Here is a 23504-nt window from a genome sequence, read left to right as displayed (position 1 = left end):
ACGATGAGTTCGATATACAAACCAACGATATGGAGTACTCTTGCCTTTTTGCTGCTGCTGGCTCCCTTTTTGGCTACTTCCGCAGGCAATGAGATTACCCTGGAAAGTTATGTAACCACCGACACGGATGGGGATGGGCTGACAGATGATGATGAGATCAATATATACAACACCGATCCTGAGCTTGCCGACACCGATGACGATGGGTTGAATGATGGGGATGAAGTAAATCTTTACGGCTCTGACCCAACTTTGAAGGACACAGATGATGATGGGCTGGAAGATGGCGAGGAAATAAATACTTACGGTTCTGATCCTACTCTATCAGATTCCGACGGCGATGGCCTGAATGATTTTGAGGAGGTGAACACTTATGGTACCGACCCGACACTTTCAGATTCTGACGATGATGGCCTCAGTGATTACGACGAAATCAATTCCTATGGCAGTGACCCTACCCTCAAAGACTCCGATGATGACGGCCTTGAAGATGGCGATGAAGTGAACGTGTATGGTTCCGACCCGACGCTGAAGGATTCTGACGATGACGGTCTGGAGGATGGCGATGAAGTAAATACATATGGCAGTGACCCGACGCTTACCGATTCAGATGGAGACGAAATTAGTGACTATGACGAAGTCATTACATACGGTACTGATCCCACGCTTTCGGATAGCGATAATGATGGGTTAAATGATTATGAGGAACTAATCACTTATAGCACCGACCCTTTGCTATCCGATACCGATGGTGACGGCCTCAGCGACGGTGATGAAGTGAATGTTTATGGTACTGACCCACTGGTAAAGGACACTGATGAGGACAGCCTTGAAGATGGAGAAGAAGTGAACGATTATGAGTCCGATCCGAACCTGGCCGACACCGACGACGATGGCTGCGACGACGGACAGGAAGTGGCGCAGAACAGCAATATTCTGGTTGCTGACTCAGATGTGGATGGTGATGGCTACAAGAAGTGCGACGGAGATTGTGACGACAGCGACGGCACTATCAATCCAGCTACAGTTTGGTATGCCGATACCGATGGTGACGGCTATGGCACAGATACAGACACAAAAACGCAGTGTACGCAGCCCACCGGTTATGTGCGGGTAAGTGGCGACTGTAACGATACTGATGCTAACATCAAACCAACCACCGTTTGGTACCAGGACAGCGATGGCGATGGCTACGGCAATTCAGCCGTTAGCCTTACACAATGTGCTGCCCCTGCCGGGTATGTGGCGAATGCTGACGACTGTGACGATACCAAAGAAACTATCAAACCAACAACTGTTTGGTATGCCGACGCCGACGGGGATGGTTATGGAGACGAAGGTGTGACGAAGACCCAATGTACTCAGCCAGCTGGATACATCTTAACAGTAGGTGATTGCGACGACAGTCAGGAAGCTATCAATCCGACGACTGTGTGGTATGCTGATGCCGATGGTGATGGGTTTGGATTGGAAACGGATAAAAAGACACAGTGCACAAAACCTGAGGGATATGTGCTCGTGACAGGCGATTGCGATGATGCCAAGGCGGATGTTAATCCCAATACAGTGTGGTACAAAGATGCCGATGGAGACGGATTTGGTGATGCGGCCACCACCTCAAAATCATGTAGTAAGCCGGAGGGGTTTGTGGCCGACGCCACAGACTGCAACGACACTGACAAGGACGTTTACCCAAGCGCTCCCGCTTTGCCTGATGGCAAGGACAACAACTGCGACGGATCAATTGATAAGTTATCCCAAACGATTACAATTGCTGCGATAGATAATAAGACATTTGGCGATGCTGCTTTCGAAGTAACCGCCACGTCCAGCGCCGGACTGGCCGTAGCGCTTTCGGTCACCGGACCCGCTACTATTTCGGAAAATGTGGTGACCATAACCGGGGCTGGCGAAATTATTATAGATGCAGTGCAGGCAGGGAATGATGGCTACACTGCGGCGGATGCGTCGGTCACTATACAAGTGGCAAAGGCCAGCCAAACGATTAGCTTTACAGCGCTGCAAGATGTGAACCTGGAGGGGGGCACCCTTACCCTTGAGGCTTCGTCGTCCAGTGGGCTGCCAATCACTTTTTCTGTCGAAGGTGCCGCAAGCCTTGAAGGGAATACCGTAACCCTGCTGGGTGCCGGTCCACTAACAATTTCCGCCAGTCAGCCTGGCAATGGCAATTACAACGCCGCCACCGCTGCTACCCAGTCGATCTGTGTTAACCCTGCCTTGCCAGTGATTACTGTCACTTCTAAAGGAAAAAACTTATCAACCACTTTGGTAACCGGCGCTACTTACACCTGGTTCAGAGATGGACAGGAATTGCCTACCGAAGGAAATAACCTTCCCAATGAGGACAGTGGCGTATTTAAGGTGATGGTGGATGTGGATGGATGTACCAGTACCTCGGCGGAAGTGAATGTGACGATAACAGGTATTAACGATTCTTATCTCAGCAATATCACCGTTTATCCAAATCCAGCAACGGAAAGAATTTCGCTGAAATCGCTAAATGAAGTGTTTCATGCCGACAAGTTGGTGCAAATATCGAATGTCTCGGGAAGCCTGGTGAAGGAATTACAGCTACGAGCTAATGAGAATTCAATTGAATTGGCCGAATTACCTGCCGGGGTCTACTATTTGCGGGTATTCGACAACAAAGTTCGAAAAGACTTTAGGTTTATTAAACAATAGATTTCTGCAACAACGCAAAGGCCCGGATTCGGGCCTTTTTTTTGGCTCTGGGATACGCCAAAATGCCCCCAATCAAACCAGCATCCCAAACAGCTCGGGCTTGTTGTTGAGCAGCTGGTAGTTGATGTTATAGGCCTTCATTCTATCGAGCAGGCTTTGGAAGTCGTTCCGATCCTTTAGCTCTATGCCGATCATGGCCGGGCCGTTTTCACGGGCCGTCTTTTTGGTGTACTCGAAAAGGATGATGTCATCATGCGGCCCCAACACATTCACAAGAAACTCCTTGAGGGCACCAGCCCGTTGTGGAAATTTGACGATAAAATAGTGCCTCAACCCTTCGTATAGCATTGACCGTTCTTTGATCTCTGCCATCCGGATGATATCGTTGTTGCCGCCACTGACTATGGCAACCACGGTTTTTCCTTTGATTTGATCAGCTACCAAGTCGAGTGCTGCCGTGGTTAATGCACCTGCTGGTTCCACAATGATGCCTTCGTTGTTGTAAAGCTCCAGCAAGGTAGTGCATACCTTACCTTCTGCTACCAGCACCACTTCGCTGAGCACTTCTTTGCAGATTTCCAGGTTAAGCTTACCCACGCTTTGCACAGCGGCGCCGTCCACAAACTTGTCGATCTGCTCCAATGTAACCACATGACCTGCTTCCAGCGACTTTTTCATGGCCGGGGCACCCAGGGGCTCCACTCCAATGATTTTTGTCTTGGGGCTCAATGATTTGAAATAGCTCCCAACACCTGCGGAGAGCCCGCCGCCGCCAATGGGAACGAGCAGGTAGTCGATGGGTTCGGAAATTTCGTCCAGTATTTCCACCGCCACTGTGCCCTGGCCTTCTATTACTTTCTCGTCATCAAAGGGAGGAACAAACGTGCCGCCAGCGGCTTCACAGTCTTTAACGGCCTGGGAATTGGCGTCGTCAAACGTGTCGCCGATCAAAATTACTTCAACGAACTCTTTTCCGAACATCCGTACCCTGTCGATCTTCTGACTGGTCGTGGGAGTGGGCATGTAAATCTTGCCATGAATCTTCTGGTGGAAGCACGCATAAGCAACGCCTTGTGCATGATTACCAGCGCTGGCACAGAAGATACCGTTGGCTCTTTGCTGATCCGACAGTGAAGCAATTTTGTTGAAGGCTCCTCTAATCTTATAAGAACGAACGATGTTAAGGTCTTCCCGCTTCAGGTAAATCCTGGCACCATATTTTTCAGAAAGCTGCTGATTGAATTGCAGCGGGGTGGGAGGGACAACGTCTTTGAGCGTGATTTTGGCCTGCAGGATTTTGTCTGCGGCAACGAGGGGAGATTGTGTGGAGGACATTGGGGGAGGTAAATGCATCAAGTAATCGGTAATCAGTAATCGGGGTCACCTGATTACTGATTACCATTTACTATTTACTGTTTCGGGCGGAGCTTGCGCACCTGAGCGCCTGCCTGCCACATTTCTGAATCGTGAAGTTCAGCTAGTTCTACTTCCAGTTTCGCACGGTAGTCTGGCTGACGGTTGGCCTCAATAGTAATGCGGGCTTCGTTGCCTGTTGCTACGCTTTCGTACAAATCGTCGAATACGGGAGCTACGGCGTCACGGAACCTGTTTTTCCAGTCAAGTGCACCACGTTGAGCAGTCGTTGAGCAGTTGGCGTACATCCAGTCCATACCGTTTTCGGCTACCAGCTTAATAAGTGACTCGGTCAGTTCTTCCACTGTCTCATTGAAAGATTCTGATGGTGAGTGTCCTTTTTTGCGAAGCAGCGTGTATTGTGCCTCCAAAATTCCAGCCAAAGCGCCCATAAGCGTGCCTCTTTCGCCGGTAAGGTCGGAGAATACTTCTTTTCTGAAATCAGTCTCGAACAGGTAGCCTGATCCTACGCCAATACCAAGGGCAATAGCGTTTTCTCTTGCTTTGCCAGATGCGTTCTGATGAACAGCAAAGCTGGAGTTCAAGCCTTTTCCTTCAAGGAAAAGACGGCGAAGGCTGGTGCCAGATCCTTTAGGTGCTACAAGGATCACGTCAATGTCGGCGTCAGGAACGATGCCAGTCTGCTCTTTGTAAGTGATGCCGAAGCCGTGAGAAAAATATAAAGTCTTGCCTTTTTTCAGATGCTTTTTCACTGTTGGCCAAAGCGCAATTTGTCCGGCATCAGATAGTAAGAACTGAAGGATGGTGCCTTTTTCGCAGGCCTCTTCCAATTCAAATAGTGTCTTGCCAGGTACCCAGCCGTCTTTCACCGCTTTGTCCCATGTTTTCGAATCTTTACGCTGGCCAACGATAACGTTGAAACCATTGTCTCTCAGGTTGAGTGCCTGTCCAGGACCTTGTACTCCATATCCCAGTACGGCTATGGTTTCGTTTTTAAGGACTTCTCTGGCTTTTTCTAAAGGAAATTCTTCTCTGGTTACTACTTCCTCTTCTACGCCTCCAAAGTTGATCTTTGCCATTTTCTTGTGTTTTCTTATTAAAATTAGGATTTACATTATGACCGCTATTGTAACAATAGGTTGGTTTTTATTTCTTCCAATTCCTTGATAAAGGTTTCGGTTTTTCTTTTGCTCATCGAGATAGCCACACGGCCCGACCTCACAAACTCCAGAACACCATAGGGTTCCAGCTTTTTGAACAGGTCAGACGTTTCGTCTTTGTGGCCCGTTTTTTCGAGCACAATATAGTCTTCTTCTATGACAAGTATTCGTGCTCCGTTGTCTCTGACCAGTTTTTCAATTTTGTTACCTCCCATGAAAATCTTGGTAGGTACTTTGTACAGGGCGATTTCCTGATAATGCACCTGATCTTCTTCGTACAGGAATGCGCCAAGCACATCTACCAGCTTTCTGATCTGCTTTACTACCTTCTCTGCCTGCTCCCTGGTGCTATGCACCACTATGGTGAAGCGGCTCACACCAGCTACCTCTGTCGTTGAGACGTTCAGGCTGCTGATATTGATTTTCCTGCGTGAAAATATGATGGTAATATGGTTCAGGAGTCCCGATTTGTCTTCTGTCAGGACTGACATGGTGAAGAGTCTTTCAGGATCCTGCCCTTTTTGTTCGTTATATAATGACTGTGACATAATACTGCTCTTTTACTCTAAACGAATGTTTGAAACTGAATCACCAGAAGGAACCATAGGGAACACGTTTTCTTCCTGCTCCACTACTACCTCCAGAAAGTACGGGCCGTCAGTGCTCAGCATTTTGTCGATAGCAGCTGAAAGGTCGCCTCTGTCTACTACCTTCTGACATGGAATGCCATAGCCTTCAGCAATCAGCTGAAAATTAGGGTTCACCATTTCAGTAGATGAGTACCGCTTGCCGTGAAACAACTGCTGCCACTGGCGTACCATGCCAAGGAAGTTGTTGTTGAGTACCACGATCTTCACGCCAATATTGTACTGGAAGATGGTGCCCAGTTCCTGGATGGTCATCTGGAAGCCCCCGTCACCAATCACGGCAATCACCGGCCTGTCTGGTTTGCCAAGCTTGGCGCCGATAGCGGCCGGAAGACAAAAGCCCATGGTGCCCAGTCCGCCAGACGTTACGTTGCTGTCGGTTTCATTGAAACCATAGTACCTGGTGGCGACCATTTGGTGCTGCCCAACGTCAGTAACCAAAATCGCCTTCCCCTGTGTCTTTTCGTTGAAAAGCCTGATTACTTCACCCATTTTCACTTCGCCGCTTGTTGGGTAAAGATCTTTTTGGATGACTTTTTCATGCTCCAACTTGTCGCATTCTTTGAATTCCGCAATCCAGCTTTTGTGCTCTGCCTTCTTGATCTTCGGAATCAATGATTTGATGGCCGCTTTTGCATCAGCATTGATGGCCACGGTGGTCTTCACATTTTTATCAATCTCTGAAGGATCGATTTCAATATGAATCACTTTGGCTTGCCGTGCATATTTTTTCAAGTCGCCTGTTACCCGGTCGTCGAACCGCATACCGACCGCAATCAGCACATCACACTCATTGGTTTTTATGTTGGGGCCATAATTGCCATGCATGCCCAGGTACCCGACGTACTGCGGATGATCCGTAGAAAGCGCCGAAAGTCCCAAAAGAGTTGATGCTGCCGGGATATCGCCTTTGATCAGGAATTCGCTAAGCGCTTCCTGTGCGTGTGAAATCAAAACGCCGTGGCCAACAAGGCAGAATGGCTTCTTCGCATTGTTGATGATTTCAGCGGCTTCTTCCACCTTGCTTTCATCCAATACAGGATACGGATGATAGCTGCGGATTTTGGTGCACTTTTCGTAAGAGAAGTCCACCATCGCAAACTGTGCATCTTTGGTGATATCGATCAACACAGGGCCGGGTCTGCCAGTGTTGGCAATATAAAATGCCCGGGCAATAGCCCCCGGTATTTCCTCGGCTTTGGTTACCTGATAATTCCATTTTGTTACAGGCATAGAAATGCCAATCACATCGGTTTCCTGAAAAGCATCAGTTCCCAGCAAATGAGAAGGAACCTGACCGGTGATACAGACCATAGGGGTTGAGTCAATCTGAGCATCGGCAATGCCGGTAATCAGATTGGTAGCTCCGGGCCCGGAAGTAGCGAAACAGACGCCCGTTCTGCCAGTGACCCTGGCATAACCCTGGGCGGCATGGGCAGCTCCCTGCTCATGGCGGGTCAGGTAATGGGTGAGCTTGTCTTGGTAGCCATACAAAGCATCGTAGATCGGCATAATGGCTCCTCCGGGATATCCGAAAATGGAGTCAACGCCCTCTTCGAGCAGGCACATAAGCAATGCTTCTGAACCTGATACTCTGATGGTCTTTTTGGGTTGCTTTTTTTCAACCGCTAATGTCGAGGTGTTCATACTACGTTCATTAAAGGTCTGTAACACAGCCTTGTGAGGCTGAGCTTACTGAGTTAATATATTTCTTCAATATTCCTTTCGTGGCTTTGTAAGCAGGTTTGACCCATGCTTTTCTTCTTGCTGCCAGTTCTTCGTCTGAAAGTTTCACTTCCAGTAGATTTTTCGTAGCGTCAATGCGGATAATGTCTCCGTTTTTGATCAGCGCCAAAGGCCCGCCTTCCTGCGATTCAGGGGTGATATGCCCCACCACGAATCCGTGTGACCCGCCTGAGAACCTCCCGTCGGTGATCAGCGCCACGTCTTTTCCCAGCCCGGCACCCATGACGGCACCTGTCGGCTTCAGCATCTCAGGCATGCCTGGTGCGCCTTTCGGTCCCGACTGACGAATAACGATTACCTCACCTTTTTTAACTTCTTTGCCAATACCGTCGATGGCAGCAAACTCATCTTCATAGATCCTTGCAGGCCCTTCGAACACTTCTCCCTCTTTGCCGGTGATTTTCGCCACAGCGCCTTCGGGTGCGAGGTTGCCATACAAAATCTGTAGGTGCCCGGTCTTTTTAATGGGTTTGTCAAAAGAATAGATTAAATCCTGTCCTGATTCAAGATCAGCAATCTCTTCCAGGTTCTCGGCTAGCGTCTTTCCAGTCACTGTCATACAGTCGCCGTGGAGGTAACCTTCTCTCAAAAGTATCTTCAACACACCTGGCACGCCGCCTATTTTGTGGAGGTCTTCCATCAGGTATTTTCCGCTTGGTTTCAGGTCGGCCAGGAAAGGTGTTTTATCGCTAATCCTCTGGAAGTCGTCAAGAGAAAGCTCCACATCTGCTGCTTTGGCCATGGCCAGGAGGTGAAGCACTGCATTCGTAGACCCGCCCAACACCATAACGGTGGTAATAGCATTTTCGAACGCCTTCTTTGTCATGATATCTGACGGAAGAATGTTCTTTTCCATCAGGTTACGAATAGCCGCACCCACTTTTTGAATCTCGTTTACCTTTGGATTGCCTTCGGCAGGGTTGGATGAACTATAAGGTAGGCTCATACCCATTGCCTCGATAGCAGATGCCATCGTGTTGGCTGTGTACATACCGCCACAGGCACCAGGGCCGGGAATAGAGTTTTGAATAATGCCTTTGTAGTCCACGTCCGACATGTTGCCGCCGAGGCGCTGACCATAAGCCTCAAATGCTGAGACGATGTTCAAGTCTTCGCCCTTCCATTTGCCGGGGCGAACCGAGCCTCCGTAGACCATGATGCTAGGTCTGTTCAATCGGGACATGCCCATAATGGCACCCGGCATATTTTTGTCGCAGCCTACCACCGCCACCAGGGCATCGTAAAACTGTGCCTGGCTAACTACCTCTATAGAATCTGCAATAACGTCCCGGGAGATCAGCGAGTACTTCATGCCAGTTGTTCCATTGGACATGCCGTCACTCACACCTATTGTATTGAAGATGAGCCCTACAAGGTCGGCTTCTTTTACGCTTTTCTTTACCTGGTGGGCCAGAATATTGAGGTGCATATTGCAGGGGTTGCCCTCAAAGCCAGTGCTCACGATACCCACCTGCGCTTTTTTCAAATCTTCCTCCGTAAGTCCAAGGGCGTAAAGCTGCGCCTGAGAGCCCGGCTGACTCGGATCCTGGGTGATTGTCTTGCTGTGTTTGTTTAATTCTTTTGACATGAGCTGAAACAATTAAAAAAGGGCCATTCTCTGTAATGAGAATGGCCCTTTTTGTGCTTAGTTTTAACGCTCCATTCTCACGACCGACATCCAACGATGACGATAATGACACGGACGTTAATGATAAGCGAGGATAACATAAATCTTTTCTTTCTGTTACTTGTGCCACAAACCTATGGCAGAAAATTTTATCTGGCAACAAAAAAGAAGAATTTTGTTTTTCGGCAACGGGCTTAGCCCATTGTTAGTTTGGTTTTTTTCACAATATATTTCAAAAAAAGAGATACTTAAAAGAATGAACATTATAAAATTTACATTTTCAGGAAGTTTTTTTGATAAATTATTAAAATTTAGCATTCTCATTGCCGTCATCGCTTTTATCACGTCGTGTGGTGCGGAAAGGAAGAAAAACGACAGAGACAGGTTCTTTCTGTTGGGCAATGAGGCACTGAAGGGGAACGATAATAAGGAGGCCATCCGGCTTTACACTGAAGCGCTGGCACTGGACAACGACTATGCCGATGCGTTCAATAACAGAGGCATTGCGCACATGAAAAGGGGAGACGCCGCTTCTGCCTTGCTCGACTTCAATCAGGCCATTCTCATTGATGCCGAAAACCTCTCCTATGTATGGAACAGGGCTGAGGCGTATGCCGGTGCCAACCGGTACGACAAGGCCATCAACGACATCACTGTAGTAAGAAAGGCCTTCCCCGATTCGGCCAGGGTTTATTTCTCGGAAGGCGTCATTCATTTTCAGTTCAAAGAGTACCAGCAGGCCGAAGCCGCCTTCACGGAATCGCTGATGAGGGACAACAGCAATGGTGAGGCCTACATAAATCGGGGCACAGTCAGGTATTATTTAAACAAGCTCGATTCGGCGCAATCGGATTTGGAACAAGGGCTCCTGTCTCATTCGGAGGAGGGCAATGCGTGGAACACCCTGGCGATGGTAGCGTCGGCGAAGGGCAACAACACCAAAGGCCTTGACCTGATTAATAAAGCTATTGACATATCTCCCAACGAGGCCTACTTTTTGAACAACAGGGGGTATGTCTATTTGCAGCTCGATAGTTTGGAAAAGGCGGTGGAGGATATTGATGCCAGCTTGCTGCGGGATCCACAGAACGCCTGGGCTTACCGGAACAAGGGGATATACTACTACAAGGCAGGCAACTTTGAGGAGGCCCTTCGGTTGCTGACACGGGCTGAGTCCATGGACAGCCAAATGGCTGAAGTTCACTTGTGGCTGGGAAAAGCTTATTTAGCTATGGGAGAAAAAGAAAAAGCTTGTAAGGCGCTAGGGGCAGCTGAGCAAACGGCCGAAGTACTAAAACTGGTAAATGAGAACTGTTAACTGAGGGAACTTTGACACACTCGAAGGATCTGCCTGTTTTTCTCCTGACTCCCTTTAGGGCCGGGGTGAATCAGGAGAAAAATCACACGTTACTTAACATATCATAGTAGAACTTATTACTCACAACCAATAACTATTTCTTCAACTTCCTCACCAGTTTATTCATGGCAATGAGGTGGCTGAATAATACCGCAGGCACAATGAAAACAGGCAGCCAGATGAACGGAAATTGAAGCAATCCAATATTGGGCTGGTCGAAGGAGAAGACCTGCGTAATGTACGGCGCCGACAGCACGCCCCTGATCACCACATTGAACAGGAGTCCTAAGGCTGCGAGGTTCCAAATAAAGATAACGAACCGGTGCCTGCCGACGGATGGGTTGAGGAAGTGAGCCACAAAAGGAGCGGTGATGCCTGACAGAATATCCCAGTTGCCACCTTCGAAGGTCATCATTTCAGGCACCAGCCCCTGCTTGTACAGCCACCAAAGCACGATCTCAACCGGAATTCGGATAATGTGCAGGTAGGTGAGGGTGAACAGCGGGATTCGAAAAAGAAAACGCCTGGAAACGCCAAAAGCCACCAGCCCAATGACGGTGACCAAAGGAGGCAGAACGCCAAAAATCATTCTGGGAGGCACTTCCTCGTAAGCCTGGAAAAAACCGGAGTAGGCGAGGTAGCCTGTGATCCCCAGCCAAACAGTTATGGTGAAGCCGGTCAGCCACTGCAGCCGTATTCTTTTGGAGTGGCGGCTAAACCCAATAGCAAAAAGGAGGAACAGAAAAAGGGAAAAAGTAGTTAGAAAAAATACGATATAAATCCTTAGCGGGAGGTCGGGGTCCATTTCATCGTTTGACGTTGACAAACGAATTTAGCAAATTCCTCGTAAAGCAAAATTCTATGATAGATTATCTTTGGGTATGTGGGAGTTGAATGAAGAGTTTCAGGCGAGGCTGTCGGACAGGCTGAAGGCCCCTTTGCCGGGTGTCGACGCACAAATTCGGATGTCGCCCACGCCTATCAATCAGGAGCGGTTTGCATTCAAAGAAAGGCCGGATGCGAAGGCGGGAGCCGTGCTGATCCTGTTTCATCCGGGAACGGGTGGTATTCACTTTCCCCTGATTCAGCGGCCTGAGTACCCCGGTGCCCATAGCGGTCAGGTGAGCTTTCCGGGCGGCAAGTACGAGAAAAGCGACAGAGACCTGCTGCATACCGCTTTGAGAGAAGCCGAAGAAGAAGTGGGAGCCAACCCGAGAGAAATTACAGTGCTGGGCACCATGTCCGAACTTTATATCCCCGCCAGCAACTTCAAAGTGCTGCCTGTCATTGGGATCAGTTTTTCAACGCCCCGGTTTGTGCCAGAGGAAAAAGAAGTAGCTCAAATATTATCAGCAGATGTAGGCAACTTGATGAAGCAGGAAATAGCAGTGAAGGACATGATAGTGGGCCCTAACATAAAAATAAGGTCGCCGTTCTTTACCGTTGAAGACAGGGTAGTGTGGGGAGCTACCGCCATGATGCTGGGTGAGTTGCTTCAAATTTTGGAGGATATAAGGTAATTGGGCATATTGGGAGTTGATTAAAAGGCTCCCATGGAAGAAACTACAGCACCTCTTATCACCAACGACGCAGTCGTATTCGGTATACTCATTGTGATACTGGCAGCCGTATTTGGTACGGCCTCCAGCAAGCACACCGGCTGGCAGAAGTTCTATTCCATTGTGCCTACCGTTCTCCTTTGTTATTTCATTCCATCCATACTCAATTCCATGGGCATCATATCGGGTGCTCACAGCAAGCTGTACTTCGTGGCTTCCCGTTACCTGCTTCCCGCTAGTTTAGTCTTGCTCACTGTGTCGGTAGACCTTAAAGAGATCATGAAGCTGGGGCCAAAGGCGTTGATAATGTTTTTTGCAGGTACAGTCGGTATTATGCTGGGCGGCCCACTGGCTATTTTGCTATTCTCGGTTGTTGCACCCGATGTGGTGACGGGCACACCCGGGCAGGAGGTGTGGAGGGGCATGACGGCCATAGCCGGTAGCTGGATTGGCGGTGGGGCTAACCAAACGGCCATGAGAGAAGTGTTTGGCGTGGGAGGGGAGATGTTTTCTACCATGGTGACTGTTGATATCCTGATCGGAAATTTGTGGCTGGCTTTCCTGCTGTACGGCACTGGAAGAGCTGAAAAGATCGACAAGTTTCTCAAGTCGGACACCTCAGCCATTGAAGAGGTGAAAAAGAAAATAGAGACTTACCGCCTCAGTATCATGCGGGTGCCCAACATGTCGGACACACTGATGATACTGGCGGTAGGTTTTGGGGTGACAGGCCTGTCTCACTTCGGCGCCGACATCATTGCGCCGTGGATAGGAGAGAACTTTCCTGGGCTGGAGGAATACAGCCTTACCTCGGGTTTTTTCTGGATAGTGGTGATTGCTACCACACTGGGCCTGCTGCTGTCCTTCACCAAGGCACGAAATCTTGAAGGAGCTGGTGCTTCCAGGCTTGGCAGCGTCTTTCTTTACATTCTGGTAGCCACTATTGGCATGGAAATGAACCTGCTGGCCATTTTCGAAAACCCGGGACTATTTCTTGTAGGTTTTGTCTGGATATTGTTCCACATCACCATCATGCTGGTGGTGGCCAAGTTGATCAAAGCGCCATTCTTCTTTGTGGCGGTAGGCAGCCAGGCCAATGTGGGTGGAGCGGCTTCAGCGCCTATTGTGGCTTCGGCTTTTAATCCCTCGCTGGCTCCAGTCGGTGTGCTACTGGCAGTGCTTGGCTATGCAGCAGGCACATATGGAGCTTACTTGTGTGGGCTGATGATGCAGGCGGTGGCGCCTTAGGTTTCACGCCGGTTTTTTTCACGCAAAGCAGCTAAGGGGCAAAAAACGGTTAGAGAGAAGTTACCCTGGAATCACGAATATCTTTTATGATTTGATCTGCGTCCCTGTTGTCTTCCCAGGCTCCAAATAGTGACCTTAAATCAATTTTTTCCACAGGCTTAGCCTCAATTGATTCTGTCAATTTAATGATGAGCCTCTTTTTGGATTCGTTGTCAAGACCTTTCAGACTATCGAAAATTTTATCGGTGGCAGACTTATCAGTTGTGAGCATATGACTGAGTTTACGTAAAGATAGGAAATAAGTGGTTTTTGTTTTTTAAAAAAGTATCGACAGCGACAATGCCAGGAGGAAGTAGGTTTTATTCTCACCCAAAGGCGCTAAGACGCAAAGGGAAGACACAATGTATTAGAGAGTAAGTCTTTGCGCCTCTGCGTCTTTGCGTGATATTTGTATGGAAATTATTTTTTGGAGGAGCTGTACCCTTTCTTATATCCTTCGTCAAAAGCTTTCTTGTGGTCGTCCCAGTCGTAGACTACTTCCAAAACAAACATGACCACAACGCCTATGCAGAAAAATAGAATATCTCTTTTGGTGATCTTCATAGATGAAAAATATAATGAGGAGACCTTATTTCATAGATTGAGTCGCCCGTTCTGGTTCACCAGCAAAGCCTCTTCGAAAACTTTCCCAGTCATAAGCAAGCACGATCAAAAACATAAAAAGCATTCCTAAAAGAAAAATTTTAATATCCCTGCCTGTTACTTTCATATATAGATAGATGGTTGAGTGTAATCAATTTTTTTTCCAAAAGTTGGTAAATTCAATAGGATAAGTGTGGTTCGGAGAGTCTATGGCCAGGTGGTTCTTGTTTGGGTACACATAATGGCTGGCCAAGCTTTGAGCAGGAGGAGTTTACAAAAACTTAGCTCTTTTATGAATATTTTTGCGTATTTAGACCGCCTTGCATCTTAGCAATTTTTTCAAACATCTCAATGAAGAAAAGGATAGAAGAGATACACAGAATAAATAGGGTTTATCGAGCTATATTGTGGAGGCAAACCTAGCAAGTTGGGTGCCCGATTGTTGAGCGTTATTATAAAAACTAAGAACCCATCACGACATCTTTATGGATAATGAAATTATAAAATACCTTTCAAGGTATATGATAGTTTCCAAAGAATTAGAGGATGCTATTAATGCAAGTGAATTTGTTAAAAGTTATAAGAAAGGGACGATTCTACTTGAGGAAGGTGAAATTGCAAATGAATGCTATTTTATTATCAAAGGGTGTATTAGGAGCTATTACGTAAATGACGGCAATGAAATAACGACAGATATTTTTACGGAAGATCAATCGGTTACGCCATCAGCTTATGGGAAAAAGATGCCTTCGGATTATTATGTAGAATGTGTTGAAGATACTGTTGCAGGTGTTGGTACACCTGAACTTGAAATTGATTTTTTTCAAAAGTTCCCTCAATTAGAGTCGTTGTCACGATCATTCGCTGATGTAATAATATCCAAACAACAAGACACTTTAGCAGAATTTAAAATGGCATCTCCAGAAGAACGATATTTGAAGATGCTTAAAAATAGACCAGATTTGTTGCAGAGGGTTCCACTGCATCAAATTGCCAGTTTTTTAGGCATTAAGCCGGAATCTCTAAGTAGAATCCGCAAACGAATAATTAATCAGTAATAATCCAACCCTTGCGTTACTTAACTTAAGTCAATGTGTAAGCTCCCCTGAAGTTCGACCATTTAAAAGTTGAGAAAAAATAATCAACTTTAAATGGTAGATATGAAAAAGTCACGATTCACAGAAACACAGATTGTAAGTGCGATTAGAGCGCACGAAGCAGGGCGTAAGGCCGAGGACATTTGCCGGGAAATGGGCGTCACCACAGCGAGCTTTTATAAATGGCGTCAACGTTATGGAGGCATGGAACCCAGTGATGTAAAGAAGATGAAGGATCTTCAGGAAGAGAATGCACGCTTGAAGCGCATGTTTGCTGACCTTAGCCTGGTGCATGAGGCTTTGAAAGATGCTGTTTCAAAAAAGCTCTGACGCTTGATGAAAAAGGCGTACTGGTTCAGTTCATGGTCGAAGCGCATGGAGTGAGTCGGCGTCAAGCGTGTAAAGCAGTGAGTATGCCGAGAAGCACATACAGCTATGTACCCAAATTTAGGGATGACGGTGCGGTGATAAGAGAGCTGGAAGAACTGGTGAACAAGCACCCTTCGATAGGTTTTTGGCAATCCTATTACAGGATCAGGAAGAAAGGCTATGTATGGAATCACAAGCGTGTTTACCGAGTCTATACCGGGCTGCATCTTAATATTCGCCGCAGGTATAAAAAGCGGATTCCAGCCAGGGTAAAACAAGCTTTGTATAGGCCAGAAGGTATCAATCAGGTTTGGTCTGTAGACTTCATGAATGATAGTTTATGGGATGGTCGAAGGTTCAGGCTTTTGAATGTGATGGATGACTATAACCGGGAAGTACTAGCACTGGAAGCCGACACATCACTTCCAGCATCCAGGGTAATCAGAGTGCTAGAATACCTGAAAGAGTTCCGGGGCCTACCTAAAATGATCAGAGTGGATAATGGCCCCGAGTTTATCTCCAATCAGTTGGATCAATGGTGTCGGGGTCATCAGATCAACCTTACCTTCATCCAGCCTGGTAAGCCTATGCAAAATGGCTATGTCGAGCGATGTAACGGCAGCATTAGGAAAGAGTTACTAAATGCCAACGTCTTCCATAACCTCACAGAGGTGAGATATAAGATTGAAGAATGGCTCGATGATTACAACCGATACCGCCCCCATGAGTCACTTGGGTATCGATCTCCTGTCGAGCTATTACAAACAATATGAATACTATTTTTCCTTTTCAGCCGATGATCATTACCAAGGTGAATGCGCACAGCCTGTCAAGACCGGTTGATGCCATTGAAAATAAACAAAAATCAACCGCCTGCTTGGTCTTGACTGGCTGCCAGCAGGCACCTATTTTTGATCAGCCGGTGAAACGGAAAAGTCAACTTTTGAGTGGTCCAATTTTAGGGGGAGCTTACAAATGAATTGAATTGTCTTAGCTCTTTATTTTTGCAAATAGAAATTTCGCATATAAAAATTTGAGCTATGATAATCAAAAGAATTTCAACGTCATTCTTAATTGCAATGATAGTTGTACCAGCATTTTGTCAAAACTCAGAACAATCATTAAGAGTTTCGCATAGAGATTCCGTTTCTGACTATAAATTCCGGGTAAGCACACCATGGTTAAGTTTTGTAAACTTTGGAGGAGAAAAAACCAATACTCATCACTATGAGCTTCATTTTAAAAATAACTTAGATTCTAAAAATATAATAGGTGTAAAGTTTGCCACTTGGCGATTATTTCAACCAATGGGTATTCTTTGGTGGGACGGGCTTTTGGAAAAAATAGAATCTCAAAGTGAGTTTTATCCTGGCTATTTACGAGAAACAGGCATCGGGGTTTCTTATCAGCGTATGTTGTGGAAGGGGCTATTTGCAACGGCTGAGATTTTACCACAATTAAAAACCTATTTGGATGAAAATAATAACAAAATTGGTAATGGATTCAAATTATATATGTCCTATCACCTCGGATATCATGTTACTTTGTTCAATGGAAGAATGTTTTTAGAACCGCAAATCCATTCTCAGTATTGGCCAATAGATACCAATACTCCCCAATCTTTTAAAGAGATTGATGATACATGGAATAATTACTTCCTGTTAGAGCCAAATTTGTATATCGGGGTAAAATTTTAAAAATCAAATCAAGTTTTTTTCTTGAAAGGAAAGAATGTCGAGTAGGTCGTTACTACTACTCTTAAGCGACTCACTTCATCAGCCCCGAAACAGGATGTCAGCTACTTTCAGGCCTTTCCACCGAAATCGGGCTGCTTCGAAATGCCAAATGTTTAATATACGCCAGTGTTAAGCTCCATTACGGATGCGCACTCACCCATTCCTCACCCCCCTCAAAAATCTCCTTTTTCCAGATGGGAACAGTTTGCTTCAGGGTGTCAATAATGAATTCGCAGGCCTGGAAGGAAGCCTTGCGGTGGGGGGTTGAAACGGCAATCACTACGGCTGCTTCGCCAATTTCCAAATGCCCTTTGCGATGCACCACCACTGCTTTGATCACGGGCCACTTGGCTTTGGCCTGGTCCACAATCTTCTGGATTTCCTTTTCAGCCATGGGGTCGTAGGCTTCGAAGTCGAGGGACAGCACCTGCTTTTCCTGGGTTTTGTTGCGCACCGTGCCAATGAATACGTTCACCGCACCGGCGCCTTCAGCCTGGGCTGCCTCAATGGCTTCGTTGATATTGATGGGTTGGTCTGTAAGTTTGATCATAGTTGAAGAAGTTGGGAGACGGGAGATAGAAGACGGGAGATAGAAGAAAGGAGGAGGAAGTTGGAAGACCGGAGACGGAAGTCAGAAGACGGAAGACCGAAGTAGCCGTTGCTTTCAAAATCTTCAAATCAACAAGTCCCCCAATCATCAGTTGCTCACCCTCCGCTTACCGGTGGCACGAGCACTATCGTATCAGCCGGGCTAAGTACTGCTTCCTTTTCTGCATACTCTTCATTCAGCGCTACCGCAAGGCTCGTTAGCTTTTGGAACGCCGGGTACTCTTTGTTGAGCAGGGCCAGCAAATCAGCTACCGTAGCTCCATCATTCATGTTCAGCATGGTCTTCCTGTCGCCAAGTATATCCTTCGCTATGCCAAATGCCTGAATCGTTAACTCCATACAGTAAAGTAAATCAATTTGCGCCCTCTTCTCAATACAACAACCAATTATGGGGAATAATCCCCTCTTTCCACCAAACAATTTCTAAATCAGCTTAAACTTTACCAACTTGAATTCGTGTTGTAACACTAACTATGCAGGGAAAACAGTTTTTTGATAATCACGGAAGGCCCATAGAGTATGTGCGGCTGGCTGTTACCGACAGGTGCAACCTGCGCTGCTTTTACTGTATGCCGGAAGAAGGCATCAGGTACCTGCCCAAAAAGGAGCTGCTCACCTACGAGGAAATGCTGCGTCTTGTAGGGATCATGGCTGGGTTTGGGGTGAAAAAGGTGAGGCTTACTGGTGGAGAACCTTTTGTGCGAAAAGACTTGATGTACTTTATTAAAAAGCTCAATGAAATTCCGGGCATAGAAGGCATTCATATCACTACAAACGGCGTTCTGACACTGCCTCATATAGAAGAGTTCAAGGCGGCGGGTATCAAGTCGGTTAATTTGAGCCTGGATACACTGGATCGTGAGCGCTTTCACTCCATTACCCGCCGGGACGAGCTACCAGCAGTGATGGAAACTTTTCATGCGCTGCTCGACCAGGGAATTGAAACTAAGATCAATTCCGTGGTGATGGACGGACAGAACACGGACGACATTGTGCCGCTGGCCATGCTGGCAAAGGCCCACAAAGTGGACGTGAGGTTTATAGAGGAAATGCCTTTCAATGGTGAGGGCTCACATTACCCGGTGCTGGTATGGACGCATGCGAAGATTCACCAGGAGCTGGTCAGGGCTTTCCCATCGCTCAGCCGAAGAGTAGACGAAGCCGCCTCAACGTCGGCAACGTATGGCATAGATGGGTTCAAAGGCTCTGTAGGGATCATTGCAGCTTTTACGAGGAGCTTTTGCGGCACCTGCAACCGAATCAGGATGACCGCTCAGGGCACGCTGAAAACCTGCCTTTACGATGACGGTGTGCTTGATTTGAGAGCTTTGCTAAGAAATGGCGCTAATGATGCCGAAATTAGCGCCGCATTGACGAAAGCATTTGGGGAAAGAGCCAAAGACGGGTTTGAGGCGGAGGCAAGAAGAGAGAAAGGACATGCCGTGTCGGAAAGCATGTCAACCATAGGTGGTTAAGCCGCCATTTTGGTGTTATTGCCTATTGTTCGTTGGGTAAGTTTTACCAAAGCTAGTTGGAAATAAAGGTTGGTTGTAGATTTTTTCAGGAAGAATTGAGTTGGGTGATGGTAAATAGATATATAGCTACAAGAATACATATTACTATTTTTTTGATGCTGCTGTGCTGCTCAATGATGGCACAGTCGATAAAGGTGGCGGTGGCCTCCAACCTTTTGCTACCAATGCAGGCCATTGAAAAGAAATTTGAAAGTAAATACCCCTACGAAGTGGAACTCATCCCCGGAGCTTCCGGCACTCTCACCTCGCAGATCATCAACGGCGCTCCTTACGAGATTTTTGTTTCGGCCGACGACAAATACATTGATGAGGTAATTGACAAAGACAAGGCGCATGGTGGGCCACAAATTATTTGCTTTGGTACTGTGTATCTGTGGGTGAAAAGCGGCATTGCCGGAGACGATCCGGAGGCTATTCTCAAACAGGAAAAGGTGAGGTCCATTGGCCTGGCACACCCAGACCTGGCGCCATACGGCAAGCTGTCCAGAGATTGGCTGGAAGTGAAGCAGCTGGGGGTGTTGGTGCATGATAAGATCGTGTATGGCACCAGTATCGGGCAGGTCAACCAGTACATTGCGGCCGGTTCTGTCGATGCGGCGTTTACGTCTAACTCTCTCAAGTTCAGTCAGAAGAAAGGCGAGGGCAAGTTTATTAAAATTGAGGAGATTTGGATGGATCCCATACCACAAACAATGCTCATTTTAAAGACTGACGGCCCGGGGCTTTTCGTTGCTACGCTTTTCAAGGATTTTCTTCTGGGCAAAGAATCCCGCCGGGTATTTCAAGATTTTGGTTACGAACTCCCTGTGGCAGAGTAACCATGGAGCAGTTCATGGCCCCCTTGTGGTTGAGCCTGAAATTGGCCGTGTTTACGACGCTAATCCTTGCGTTGGTCGGGGTCGTTTCCGGCTACGTGCTCCACATGTTTTCTTTCAGGGGAAAAAGCCTTATCAGGGCCATTGTTGCCCTTCCTTTGGTGTTGCCCCCAACGGTTTTGGGCTACTACCTGCTGGTGGCCATGCAGCCCGATAGCGTCGCTGGCGGCGTCTTTGAAAAACTGTTTGGCATTCGGATGGTGTTTTCGTTCTACGGCATTTTGCTTGGCAGCATTGTTTTTAGCCTTCCGTTCATGGTAAGCCCCATATTATCGGGGTTAGATGCACTGCCAAAGTCGTTAATGGAGGCGTCGTTTACCCTCGGGAAAACAAGGCTTCAGACCTTTTTTAAAGTGCTTGTCCCCAATATCAAATCGTCGTTGTTCGCAGCGTTCATCATGACCTTTGCCCATACTATTGGCGAATTTGGTGTGGTGCTGATGATTGGCGGGAACATACCCGGCCAAACGAGAGTAGCATCAATTGCTATCTTTCATGAAATGGAAGCAATGAACTACGATGTCGCCAACCAGTACGCCCTGGTGCTGCTGGTTTTTTCACTTGTCATCATTTTCCTTGTTCAGTGGCTTCAAAAGTGGATAGCACTATGGTAGAAGCAGCTTATTCACTGGATTGTACAAAGAAGTACGCCGACAGGGGCCGATCCTTTTCGCTGGAAGCGGAGCTGACACTCAGCAAGGGTTCTTTCACGGCACTGATGGGCCCGAGTGGTGCCGGCAAAACCACCCTGCTGCGGCTGCTGGCCGGTTTAGAAAAGCCAGATAGTGGGGTCATAAGAGCGTCGGAATCAGTCTGGTCATCGCCCTCAGCTTTTGTTGCTCCCCAACGCAGGCATATAGGTTACGTTTTTCAGGACTATGCGCTATTCCCTCACCTGAATGTGAAAGCGAACATCCAATACGGATTCAGGGAAGAAGCGGATAATGCCTGGTTGGAGCAACTGCTGACTGTTTTCAAAATACAAGACCTGGTCAACGACCGGCCCGCCTCACTCTCCGGTGGGCAACAACAGCGGGTGGCTTTGGCGAGGGCTTTGGCGGCAAAGCCAGCACTGCTGCTGCTCGATGAACCCATGGCGGCGCTCGACTTCAGCCTTCGGAACGAGATAAGGGGTGAGCTCAAGCAAATGCTTGGCCTGCTCAACACCACAGCGGTGATGGCCACGCACGACCTGTTGGAGGCGACCATTTTGGCCGATCATGTGGTGTGGTTGGAAGATGGGAAGGTACTGAGAGAAGGAGCGCCCAGAGAGGTGCTGAAAGCTGAGCTGCTCAGGTTAAAAGAACAAACCAGGGATATCTGATACTTTATCCGCCAATCGACACCGGTTTCGTTTTATTTCTGATTTCGTAAGGTTAACTTTCTGGTGTCATCTTACAAAAATCCGATCATGAACACCCGCCGCAGTTTCCTCAAAAAATCATTTCTAGGCAGTCAGGCACTGGTTTGGGGCGTGCCGGTTGTCTACGGCAGCGTGGTGCCGGAAAAGTACCCGTTTGTCGGCAAATGGCTGGCCGATCCGGAGATGCTTCCGGGTAAAAATCCCGGTTTGAAGGTGCTTGGCGAAAGACCCTGGAACATTGAAACGCCGCCACACCTGCTCGACGACAAGGTGACACCTGCCGATAAAATGTTTGTGCGTAACAATGGCCTGATGCCAGAGACTATCGACGTGGCTAACTGGTCGCTAACAATCAACGGAGAGTCTGCCAAAACGACGAAATCCTATTCTATTGCAGAGCTTAAAAGCAAATTTAAAACTTACACCTACCAGCTCACCATTGAGTGCGGCGGCAATGGCAGGGCGGAGTTCAACCCACCGGCCAAAGGCAATCAGTGGGAAGTTGGTGCGGTTTCGTGCGCCAAATGGACTGGCGTGAAGCTGAAAGACATTCTGATGGATGTGGGCATAAAAGACGATGCGGTGTATGTCGGCTACTACGGCAAGGATGTGCACCTGAGCAAAGACCCTGAAAAAGTAGTGATATCAAGAGGAGTGCCTATTAGCAAAGCGCTCGAAGACGAAACCCTGGTGGCCTGGGCGATGAATGGCGAGGATATTCCTTTGGCCAACGGACATCCTTTAAGACTTGTGGTGGGCGGATGGCCAGGCTCTACCTCCGGAAAGTGGTTGAGTACCATTTCCGTGAGAAACGTGGTGCATGATGGCGAGAAAATGGGCGGTGACAGCTATCGTGTTCCCTGCGAAGCCGTAGCACCCGGCGAGGTGGTGCCCGATGAAAACATGTGTATCATAGAGGGCATGCCTGTGAAGTCGATCATTACCTACCCGAAAACAGGCGCCTTGATCAAAGCGGGTCAAACGCTTCCTGTCCGTGGGCATGCCTGGGTGGGGGATAAGGATGTGAAAGAGGTACACGTATCGTCCGATTTTGGCGCTACCTGGCAGCCTGCCAGTCTGGAGCGACCTGCCAACCGACAGGCCTGGCAGCATTTTAGGGCTGAATTAAAGCTACCTGGCACGGGCTACTACGAAATATGGGCCAAGGCAACAGATAGTGACGGCAAGAGCCAGCCCATGGTGGTGCCCGGGTGGAACCCCAAAGGCTATCTGAATAATGCGTGCCATAGAATCGCCGTGAAAGTAAGATGATGGAGAAGAAAAACGATTTACTGGAGCTGCTTCAAAAAGCCACAGGTGCCTTAATAGGGATTTTAAGCCTGGCCTTAATACTTTCTCTGGGGGCTGCTTACTTGTTCTTTTTCTACAAGCCTTCGCCGAAGCCTGTACTTACCAAGCAGGAAACAGCAACACCTGTAGCTAAAGTTGAGGCCGTTGCTCCAAAGGCCGAAAACGGCACCATAGACGAAGAAACAGGCTTTATCATCGATGCGGGGTGGGAGCTGGCCAAAACCAACTGTACCAACTGCCACGCAGCCACCCTTGTGACGCAAAACAGGGCCACAAGAGAGGGATGGGAAGGGATGATACGCTGGATGCAGCGGACACAGAAATTATGGGACTTGGGCGAAAACGAGGCCGCCATTCTTGACTACCTGGCTAAAAACTATGCGCCTGAGAACAAAGGCAGAAGACCCAACCTGACAGACGTGGAATGGTATGAGCTCGAAGGGACTAAATAGCAGACTACAAAAGTTTCGGAGCGGAGGTTGCTATGCGACGTCAGAGGTGGTTGGAATGTGCACACATCCTTCTTCCCGCCGCTAAACTTTCGTA

25 protein-coding genes are annotated in these 23504 nt (G+C 47.8%); 14 read left to right on the top strand and 11 right to left on the bottom strand.

Annotated elements, in window-relative coordinates; all coding sequences use genetic code 11:
- Positions 1-3: 3 nt before the first annotated feature.
- A complete protein-coding gene (locus tag ACMVP2_RS01970) occupies positions 4-2703 on the top strand; it encodes a T9SS type A sorting domain-containing protein (RefSeq protein WP_416866507.1) in 2700 nt (899 codons plus the stop codon).
- Between the two features lie 72 nt (positions 2704-2775).
- Here the strand turns inward: ACMVP2_RS01970 and ilvA are convergent, their stop codons facing one another.
- From ilvA to ilvD, 5 genes are all read right to left on the bottom strand, one after another.
- Positions 2776-4038 (bottom strand): threonine ammonia-lyase, encoded by a 1263-nt coding sequence (gene ilvA, locus ACMVP2_RS01965; RefSeq protein ID WP_416866506.1) that lies wholly within the window; start codon positions 4036-4038, stop codon positions 2776-2778.
- A 74-nt stretch (positions 4039-4112) separates the two neighbouring features.
- On the bottom strand, positions 4113-5156 hold the full coding sequence (gene ilvC, locus ACMVP2_RS01960) for a ketol-acid reductoisomerase (RefSeq protein WP_151998406.1): 1044 nt from the start codon (positions 5154-5156) through the stop codon (positions 4113-4115).
- A gap of 44 nt (positions 5157-5200) precedes the next feature.
- Positions 5201-5785 carry an acetolactate synthase small subunit gene (gene ilvN / locus ACMVP2_RS01955; protein WP_416866505.1) on the bottom strand — a complete coding sequence of 195 codons (585 nt, stop codon included), beginning with the start codon at positions 5783-5785 and terminating at the stop codon, positions 5201-5203.
- 12 nt (positions 5786-5797) lie between these two features.
- Positions 5798-7531 carry a biosynthetic-type acetolactate synthase large subunit gene (gene ilvB / locus ACMVP2_RS01950; RefSeq protein ID WP_416866504.1) on the bottom strand — a complete coding sequence of 578 codons (1734 nt, stop codon included), beginning with the start codon at positions 7529-7531 and terminating at the stop codon, positions 5798-5800.
- A gap of 10 nt (positions 7532-7541) precedes the next feature.
- The gene (ilvD, locus tag ACMVP2_RS01945; RefSeq protein ID WP_416866503.1) at positions 7542-9218 is read right to left on the bottom strand and encodes a dihydroxy-acid dehydratase; all 1677 of its coding nucleotides are present in this window, start codon (positions 9216-9218) and stop codon (positions 7542-7544) included.
- Positions 9219-9513: 295 nt separating this feature from the next.
- Between ilvD and ACMVP2_RS01940 the strand changes: the two genes are divergently transcribed.
- Positions 9514-10575, top strand: coding sequence for a tetratricopeptide repeat protein (locus tag ACMVP2_RS01940; protein WP_416866502.1), 1062 nt, complete (start codon positions 9514-9516; stop codon positions 10573-10575).
- A gap of 133 nt (positions 10576-10708) precedes the next feature.
- Here the strand turns inward: ACMVP2_RS01940 and ACMVP2_RS01935 are convergent, their stop codons facing one another.
- Positions 10709-11419, bottom strand: a complete 711-nt coding sequence (locus ACMVP2_RS01935) for a hypothetical protein (protein ID WP_416866501.1) — start codon at positions 11417-11419, stop codon at positions 10709-10711.
- Positions 11420-11495: 76 nt separating this feature from the next.
- Between ACMVP2_RS01935 and ACMVP2_RS01930 the strand changes: the two genes are divergently transcribed.
- On the top strand, positions 11496-12134 hold the full coding sequence (locus ACMVP2_RS01930) for an NUDIX hydrolase (protein ID WP_416866500.1): 639 nt from the start codon (positions 11496-11498) through the stop codon (positions 12132-12134).
- 33 nt (positions 12135-12167) lie between these two features.
- Positions 12168-13421 carry a DUF819 domain-containing protein gene (locus tag ACMVP2_RS01925; RefSeq protein ID WP_339791551.1) on the top strand — a complete coding sequence of 418 codons (1254 nt, stop codon included), beginning with the start codon at positions 12168-12170 and terminating at the stop codon, positions 13419-13421.
- A 49-nt stretch (positions 13422-13470) separates the two neighbouring features.
- Here ACMVP2_RS01925 and ACMVP2_RS01920 read toward each other — a convergent pair whose 3' ends face one another.
- The 3 genes from ACMVP2_RS01920 to ACMVP2_RS01910 all read right to left on the bottom strand — a co-directional run bounded on the left by ACMVP2_RS01920 (position 13471) and on the right by ACMVP2_RS01910 (position 14190).
- Positions 13471-13692, bottom strand: a complete 222-nt coding sequence (locus tag ACMVP2_RS01920; RefSeq protein WP_416866499.1) for a hypothetical protein — start codon at positions 13690-13692, stop codon at positions 13471-13473.
- 188 nt (positions 13693-13880) lie between these two features.
- Positions 13881-14024, bottom strand: coding sequence for a hypothetical protein (locus tag ACMVP2_RS01915; protein WP_416866498.1), 144 nt, complete (start codon positions 14022-14024; stop codon positions 13881-13883).
- Positions 14025-14049: 25 nt separating this feature from the next.
- Entirely contained in the window at positions 14050-14190 is a 141-nt protein-coding gene (locus ACMVP2_RS01910; protein ID WP_416866497.1) for a hypothetical protein, read from the bottom strand.
- A 358-nt stretch (positions 14191-14548) separates the two neighbouring features.
- Between ACMVP2_RS01910 and ACMVP2_RS01905 the strand changes: the two genes are divergently transcribed.
- The 4 genes from ACMVP2_RS01905 to ACMVP2_RS01890 all read left to right on the top strand — a co-directional run bounded on the left by ACMVP2_RS01905 (position 14549) and on the right by ACMVP2_RS01890 (position 17226).
- A complete protein-coding gene (locus tag ACMVP2_RS01905) occupies positions 14549-15121 on the top strand; it encodes a Crp/Fnr family transcriptional regulator (RefSeq protein ID WP_416866496.1) in 573 nt (190 codons plus the stop codon).
- 102 nt (positions 15122-15223) lie between these two features.
- Positions 15224-16302, top strand: a protein-coding gene (locus ACMVP2_RS01900) for an IS3 family transposase (protein ID WP_416864116.1) whose coding sequence is annotated in 2 segments (ribosomal slippage) — positions 15224-15476 and positions 15476-16302 — 1080 coding nt in all. Because the reading frame shifts where the segments join, the coding sequence is not laid out codon by codon here.
- Positions 16299-16508 carry a hypothetical protein gene (locus ACMVP2_RS01895; protein ID WP_416866495.1) on the top strand — a complete coding sequence of 70 codons (210 nt, stop codon included), beginning with the start codon at positions 16299-16301 and terminating at the stop codon, positions 16506-16508. Before ACMVP2_RS01900 ends, ACMVP2_RS01895 begins: the two co-directional genes overlap by 4 nt.
- A 61-nt stretch (positions 16509-16569) precedes the next feature.
- Entirely contained in the window at positions 16570-17226 is a 657-nt protein-coding gene (locus tag ACMVP2_RS01890) for a hypothetical protein (RefSeq protein ID WP_416866494.1), read from the top strand.
- A 178-nt stretch (positions 17227-17404) separates the two neighbouring features.
- Here ACMVP2_RS01890 and ACMVP2_RS01885 read toward each other — a convergent pair whose 3' ends face one another.
- Both ACMVP2_RS01885 and ACMVP2_RS01880 read right to left on the bottom strand, forming a co-directional pair.
- Positions 17405-17815: a molybdenum cofactor biosynthesis protein MoaE gene (locus ACMVP2_RS01885; RefSeq protein WP_151999191.1), complete on the bottom strand. Its 411-nt coding sequence runs from the start codon at positions 17813-17815 to the stop codon at positions 17405-17407.
- Between the two features lie 155 nt (positions 17816-17970).
- Entirely contained in the window at positions 17971-18213 is a 243-nt protein-coding gene (locus ACMVP2_RS01880; RefSeq protein ID WP_416866493.1) for a MoaD/ThiS family protein, read from the bottom strand.
- 134 nt (positions 18214-18347) lie between these two features.
- On the opposite strand from ACMVP2_RS01880, the gene moaA reads away from it, so the two are divergent.
- The 6 genes from moaA (at position 18348) to ACMVP2_RS01850 (ending at position 23410) form a co-directional block, all read left to right on the top strand.
- Complete coding sequence (gene moaA / locus ACMVP2_RS01875; protein WP_416866492.1) at positions 18348-19349, top strand: GTP 3',8-cyclase MoaA; 1002 nt, start codon at positions 18348-18350, stop codon at positions 19347-19349.
- A 107-nt stretch (positions 19350-19456) separates the two neighbouring features.
- Positions 19457-20227 (top strand): molybdate ABC transporter substrate-binding protein, encoded by a 771-nt coding sequence (gene modA, locus ACMVP2_RS01870; RefSeq protein ID WP_416866491.1) that lies wholly within the window; start codon positions 19457-19459, stop codon positions 20225-20227.
- A 2-nt stretch (positions 20228-20229) separates the two neighbouring features.
- On the top strand, positions 20230-20898 hold the full coding sequence (gene modB / locus ACMVP2_RS01865) for a molybdate ABC transporter permease subunit (protein ID WP_416866490.1): 669 nt from the start codon (positions 20230-20232) through the stop codon (positions 20896-20898).
- A complete protein-coding gene (locus ACMVP2_RS01860; protein WP_416866489.1) occupies positions 20892-21608 on the top strand; it encodes an ABC transporter ATP-binding protein in 717 nt (238 codons plus the stop codon). The genes modB and ACMVP2_RS01860 overlap by 7 nt, the downstream gene beginning before the upstream one ends.
- A gap of 87 nt (positions 21609-21695) precedes the next feature.
- Entirely contained in the window at positions 21696-22919 is a 1224-nt protein-coding gene (locus ACMVP2_RS01855) for a sulfite oxidase (protein WP_416866488.1), read from the top strand.
- Complete coding sequence (locus ACMVP2_RS01850) at positions 22916-23410, top strand: cytochrome C (protein ID WP_416866487.1); 495 nt, start codon at positions 22916-22918, stop codon at positions 23408-23410. The genes ACMVP2_RS01855 and ACMVP2_RS01850 overlap by 4 nt, the downstream gene beginning before the upstream one ends.
- Positions 23411-23504 lie beyond the last annotated feature (94 nt).

Source organism: Imperialibacter sp., assembly GCF_048007035.1.
In the GTDB taxonomy this organism is placed as follows: domain Bacteria; phylum Bacteroidota; class Bacteroidia; order Cytophagales; family Cyclobacteriaceae; genus Imperialibacter.
Note: the sequence above shows the minus strand (reverse complement) of the source record. Positions and strands in the feature narration are given on the sequence as shown.

Coding starts and splice junctions, on each gene's coding strand:
- ACMVP2_RS01970 (WP_416866507.1), top strand. CDS start 4: ATGAGTTCGATATACAAACCAACGATATGGAGTACTCTTGCCTTTTTG.
- ilvA (WP_416866506.1), bottom strand. CDS start 4,038: ATGTCCTCCACACAATCTCCCCTCGTTGCCGCAGACAAAATCCTGCAG.
- ilvC (WP_151998406.1), bottom strand. CDS start 5,156: ATGGCAAAGATCAACTTTGGAGGCGTAGAAGAGGAAGTAGTAACCAGA.
- ilvN (WP_416866505.1), bottom strand. CDS start 5,785: ATGTCACAGTCATTATATAACGAACAAAAAGGGCAGGATCCTGAAAGA.
- ilvB (WP_416866504.1), bottom strand. CDS start 7,531: ATGAACACCTCGACATTAGCGGTTGAAAAAAAGCAACCCAAAAAGACC.
- ilvD (WP_416866503.1), bottom strand. CDS start 9,218: ATGTCAAAAGAATTAAACAAACACAGCAAGACAATCACCCAGGATCCG.
- ACMVP2_RS01940 (WP_416866502.1), top strand. CDS start 9,514: ATGAACATTATAAAATTTACATTTTCAGGAAGTTTTTTTGATAAATTA.
- ACMVP2_RS01935 (WP_416866501.1), bottom strand. CDS start 11,419: ATGGACCCCGACCTCCCGCTAAGGATTTATATCGTATTTTTTCTAACT.
- ACMVP2_RS01930 (WP_416866500.1), top strand. CDS start 11,496: ATGTGGGAGTTGAATGAAGAGTTTCAGGCGAGGCTGTCGGACAGGCTG.
- ACMVP2_RS01925 (WP_339791551.1), top strand. CDS start 12,168: ATGGAAGAAACTACAGCACCTCTTATCACCAACGACGCAGTCGTATTC.
- ACMVP2_RS01920 (WP_416866499.1), bottom strand. CDS start 13,692: ATGCTCACAACTGATAAGTCTGCCACCGATAAAATTTTCGATAGTCTG.
- ACMVP2_RS01915 (WP_416866498.1), bottom strand. CDS start 14,024: ATGAAGATCACCAAAAGAGATATTCTATTTTTCTGCATAGGCGTTGTG.
- ACMVP2_RS01910 (WP_416866497.1), bottom strand. CDS start 14,190: ATGAAAGTAACAGGCAGGGATATTAAAATTTTTCTTTTAGGAATGCTT.
- ACMVP2_RS01905 (WP_416866496.1), top strand. CDS start 14,549: ATGGATAATGAAATTATAAAATACCTTTCAAGGTATATGATAGTTTCC.
- ACMVP2_RS01895 (WP_416866495.1), top strand. CDS start 16,299: ATGAATACTATTTTTCCTTTTCAGCCGATGATCATTACCAAGGTGAAT.
- ACMVP2_RS01890 (WP_416866494.1), top strand. CDS start 16,570: ATGATAATCAAAAGAATTTCAACGTCATTCTTAATTGCAATGATAGTT.
- ACMVP2_RS01885 (WP_151999191.1), bottom strand. CDS start 17,815: ATGATCAAACTTACAGACCAACCCATCAATATCAACGAAGCCATTGAG.
- ACMVP2_RS01880 (WP_416866493.1), bottom strand. CDS start 18,213: ATGGAGTTAACGATTCAGGCATTTGGCATAGCGAAGGATATACTTGGC.
- moaA (WP_416866492.1), top strand. CDS start 18,348: ATGCAGGGAAAACAGTTTTTTGATAATCACGGAAGGCCCATAGAGTAT.
- modA (WP_416866491.1), top strand. CDS start 19,457: ATGGTAAATAGATATATAGCTACAAGAATACATATTACTATTTTTTTG.
- modB (WP_416866490.1), top strand. CDS start 20,230: ATGGAGCAGTTCATGGCCCCCTTGTGGTTGAGCCTGAAATTGGCCGTG.
- ACMVP2_RS01860 (WP_416866489.1), top strand. CDS start 20,892: ATGGTAGAAGCAGCTTATTCACTGGATTGTACAAAGAAGTACGCCGAC.
- ACMVP2_RS01855 (WP_416866488.1), top strand. CDS start 21,696: ATGAACACCCGCCGCAGTTTCCTCAAAAAATCATTTCTAGGCAGTCAG.
- ACMVP2_RS01850 (WP_416866487.1), top strand. CDS start 22,916: ATGATGGAGAAGAAAAACGATTTACTGGAGCTGCTTCAAAAAGCCACA.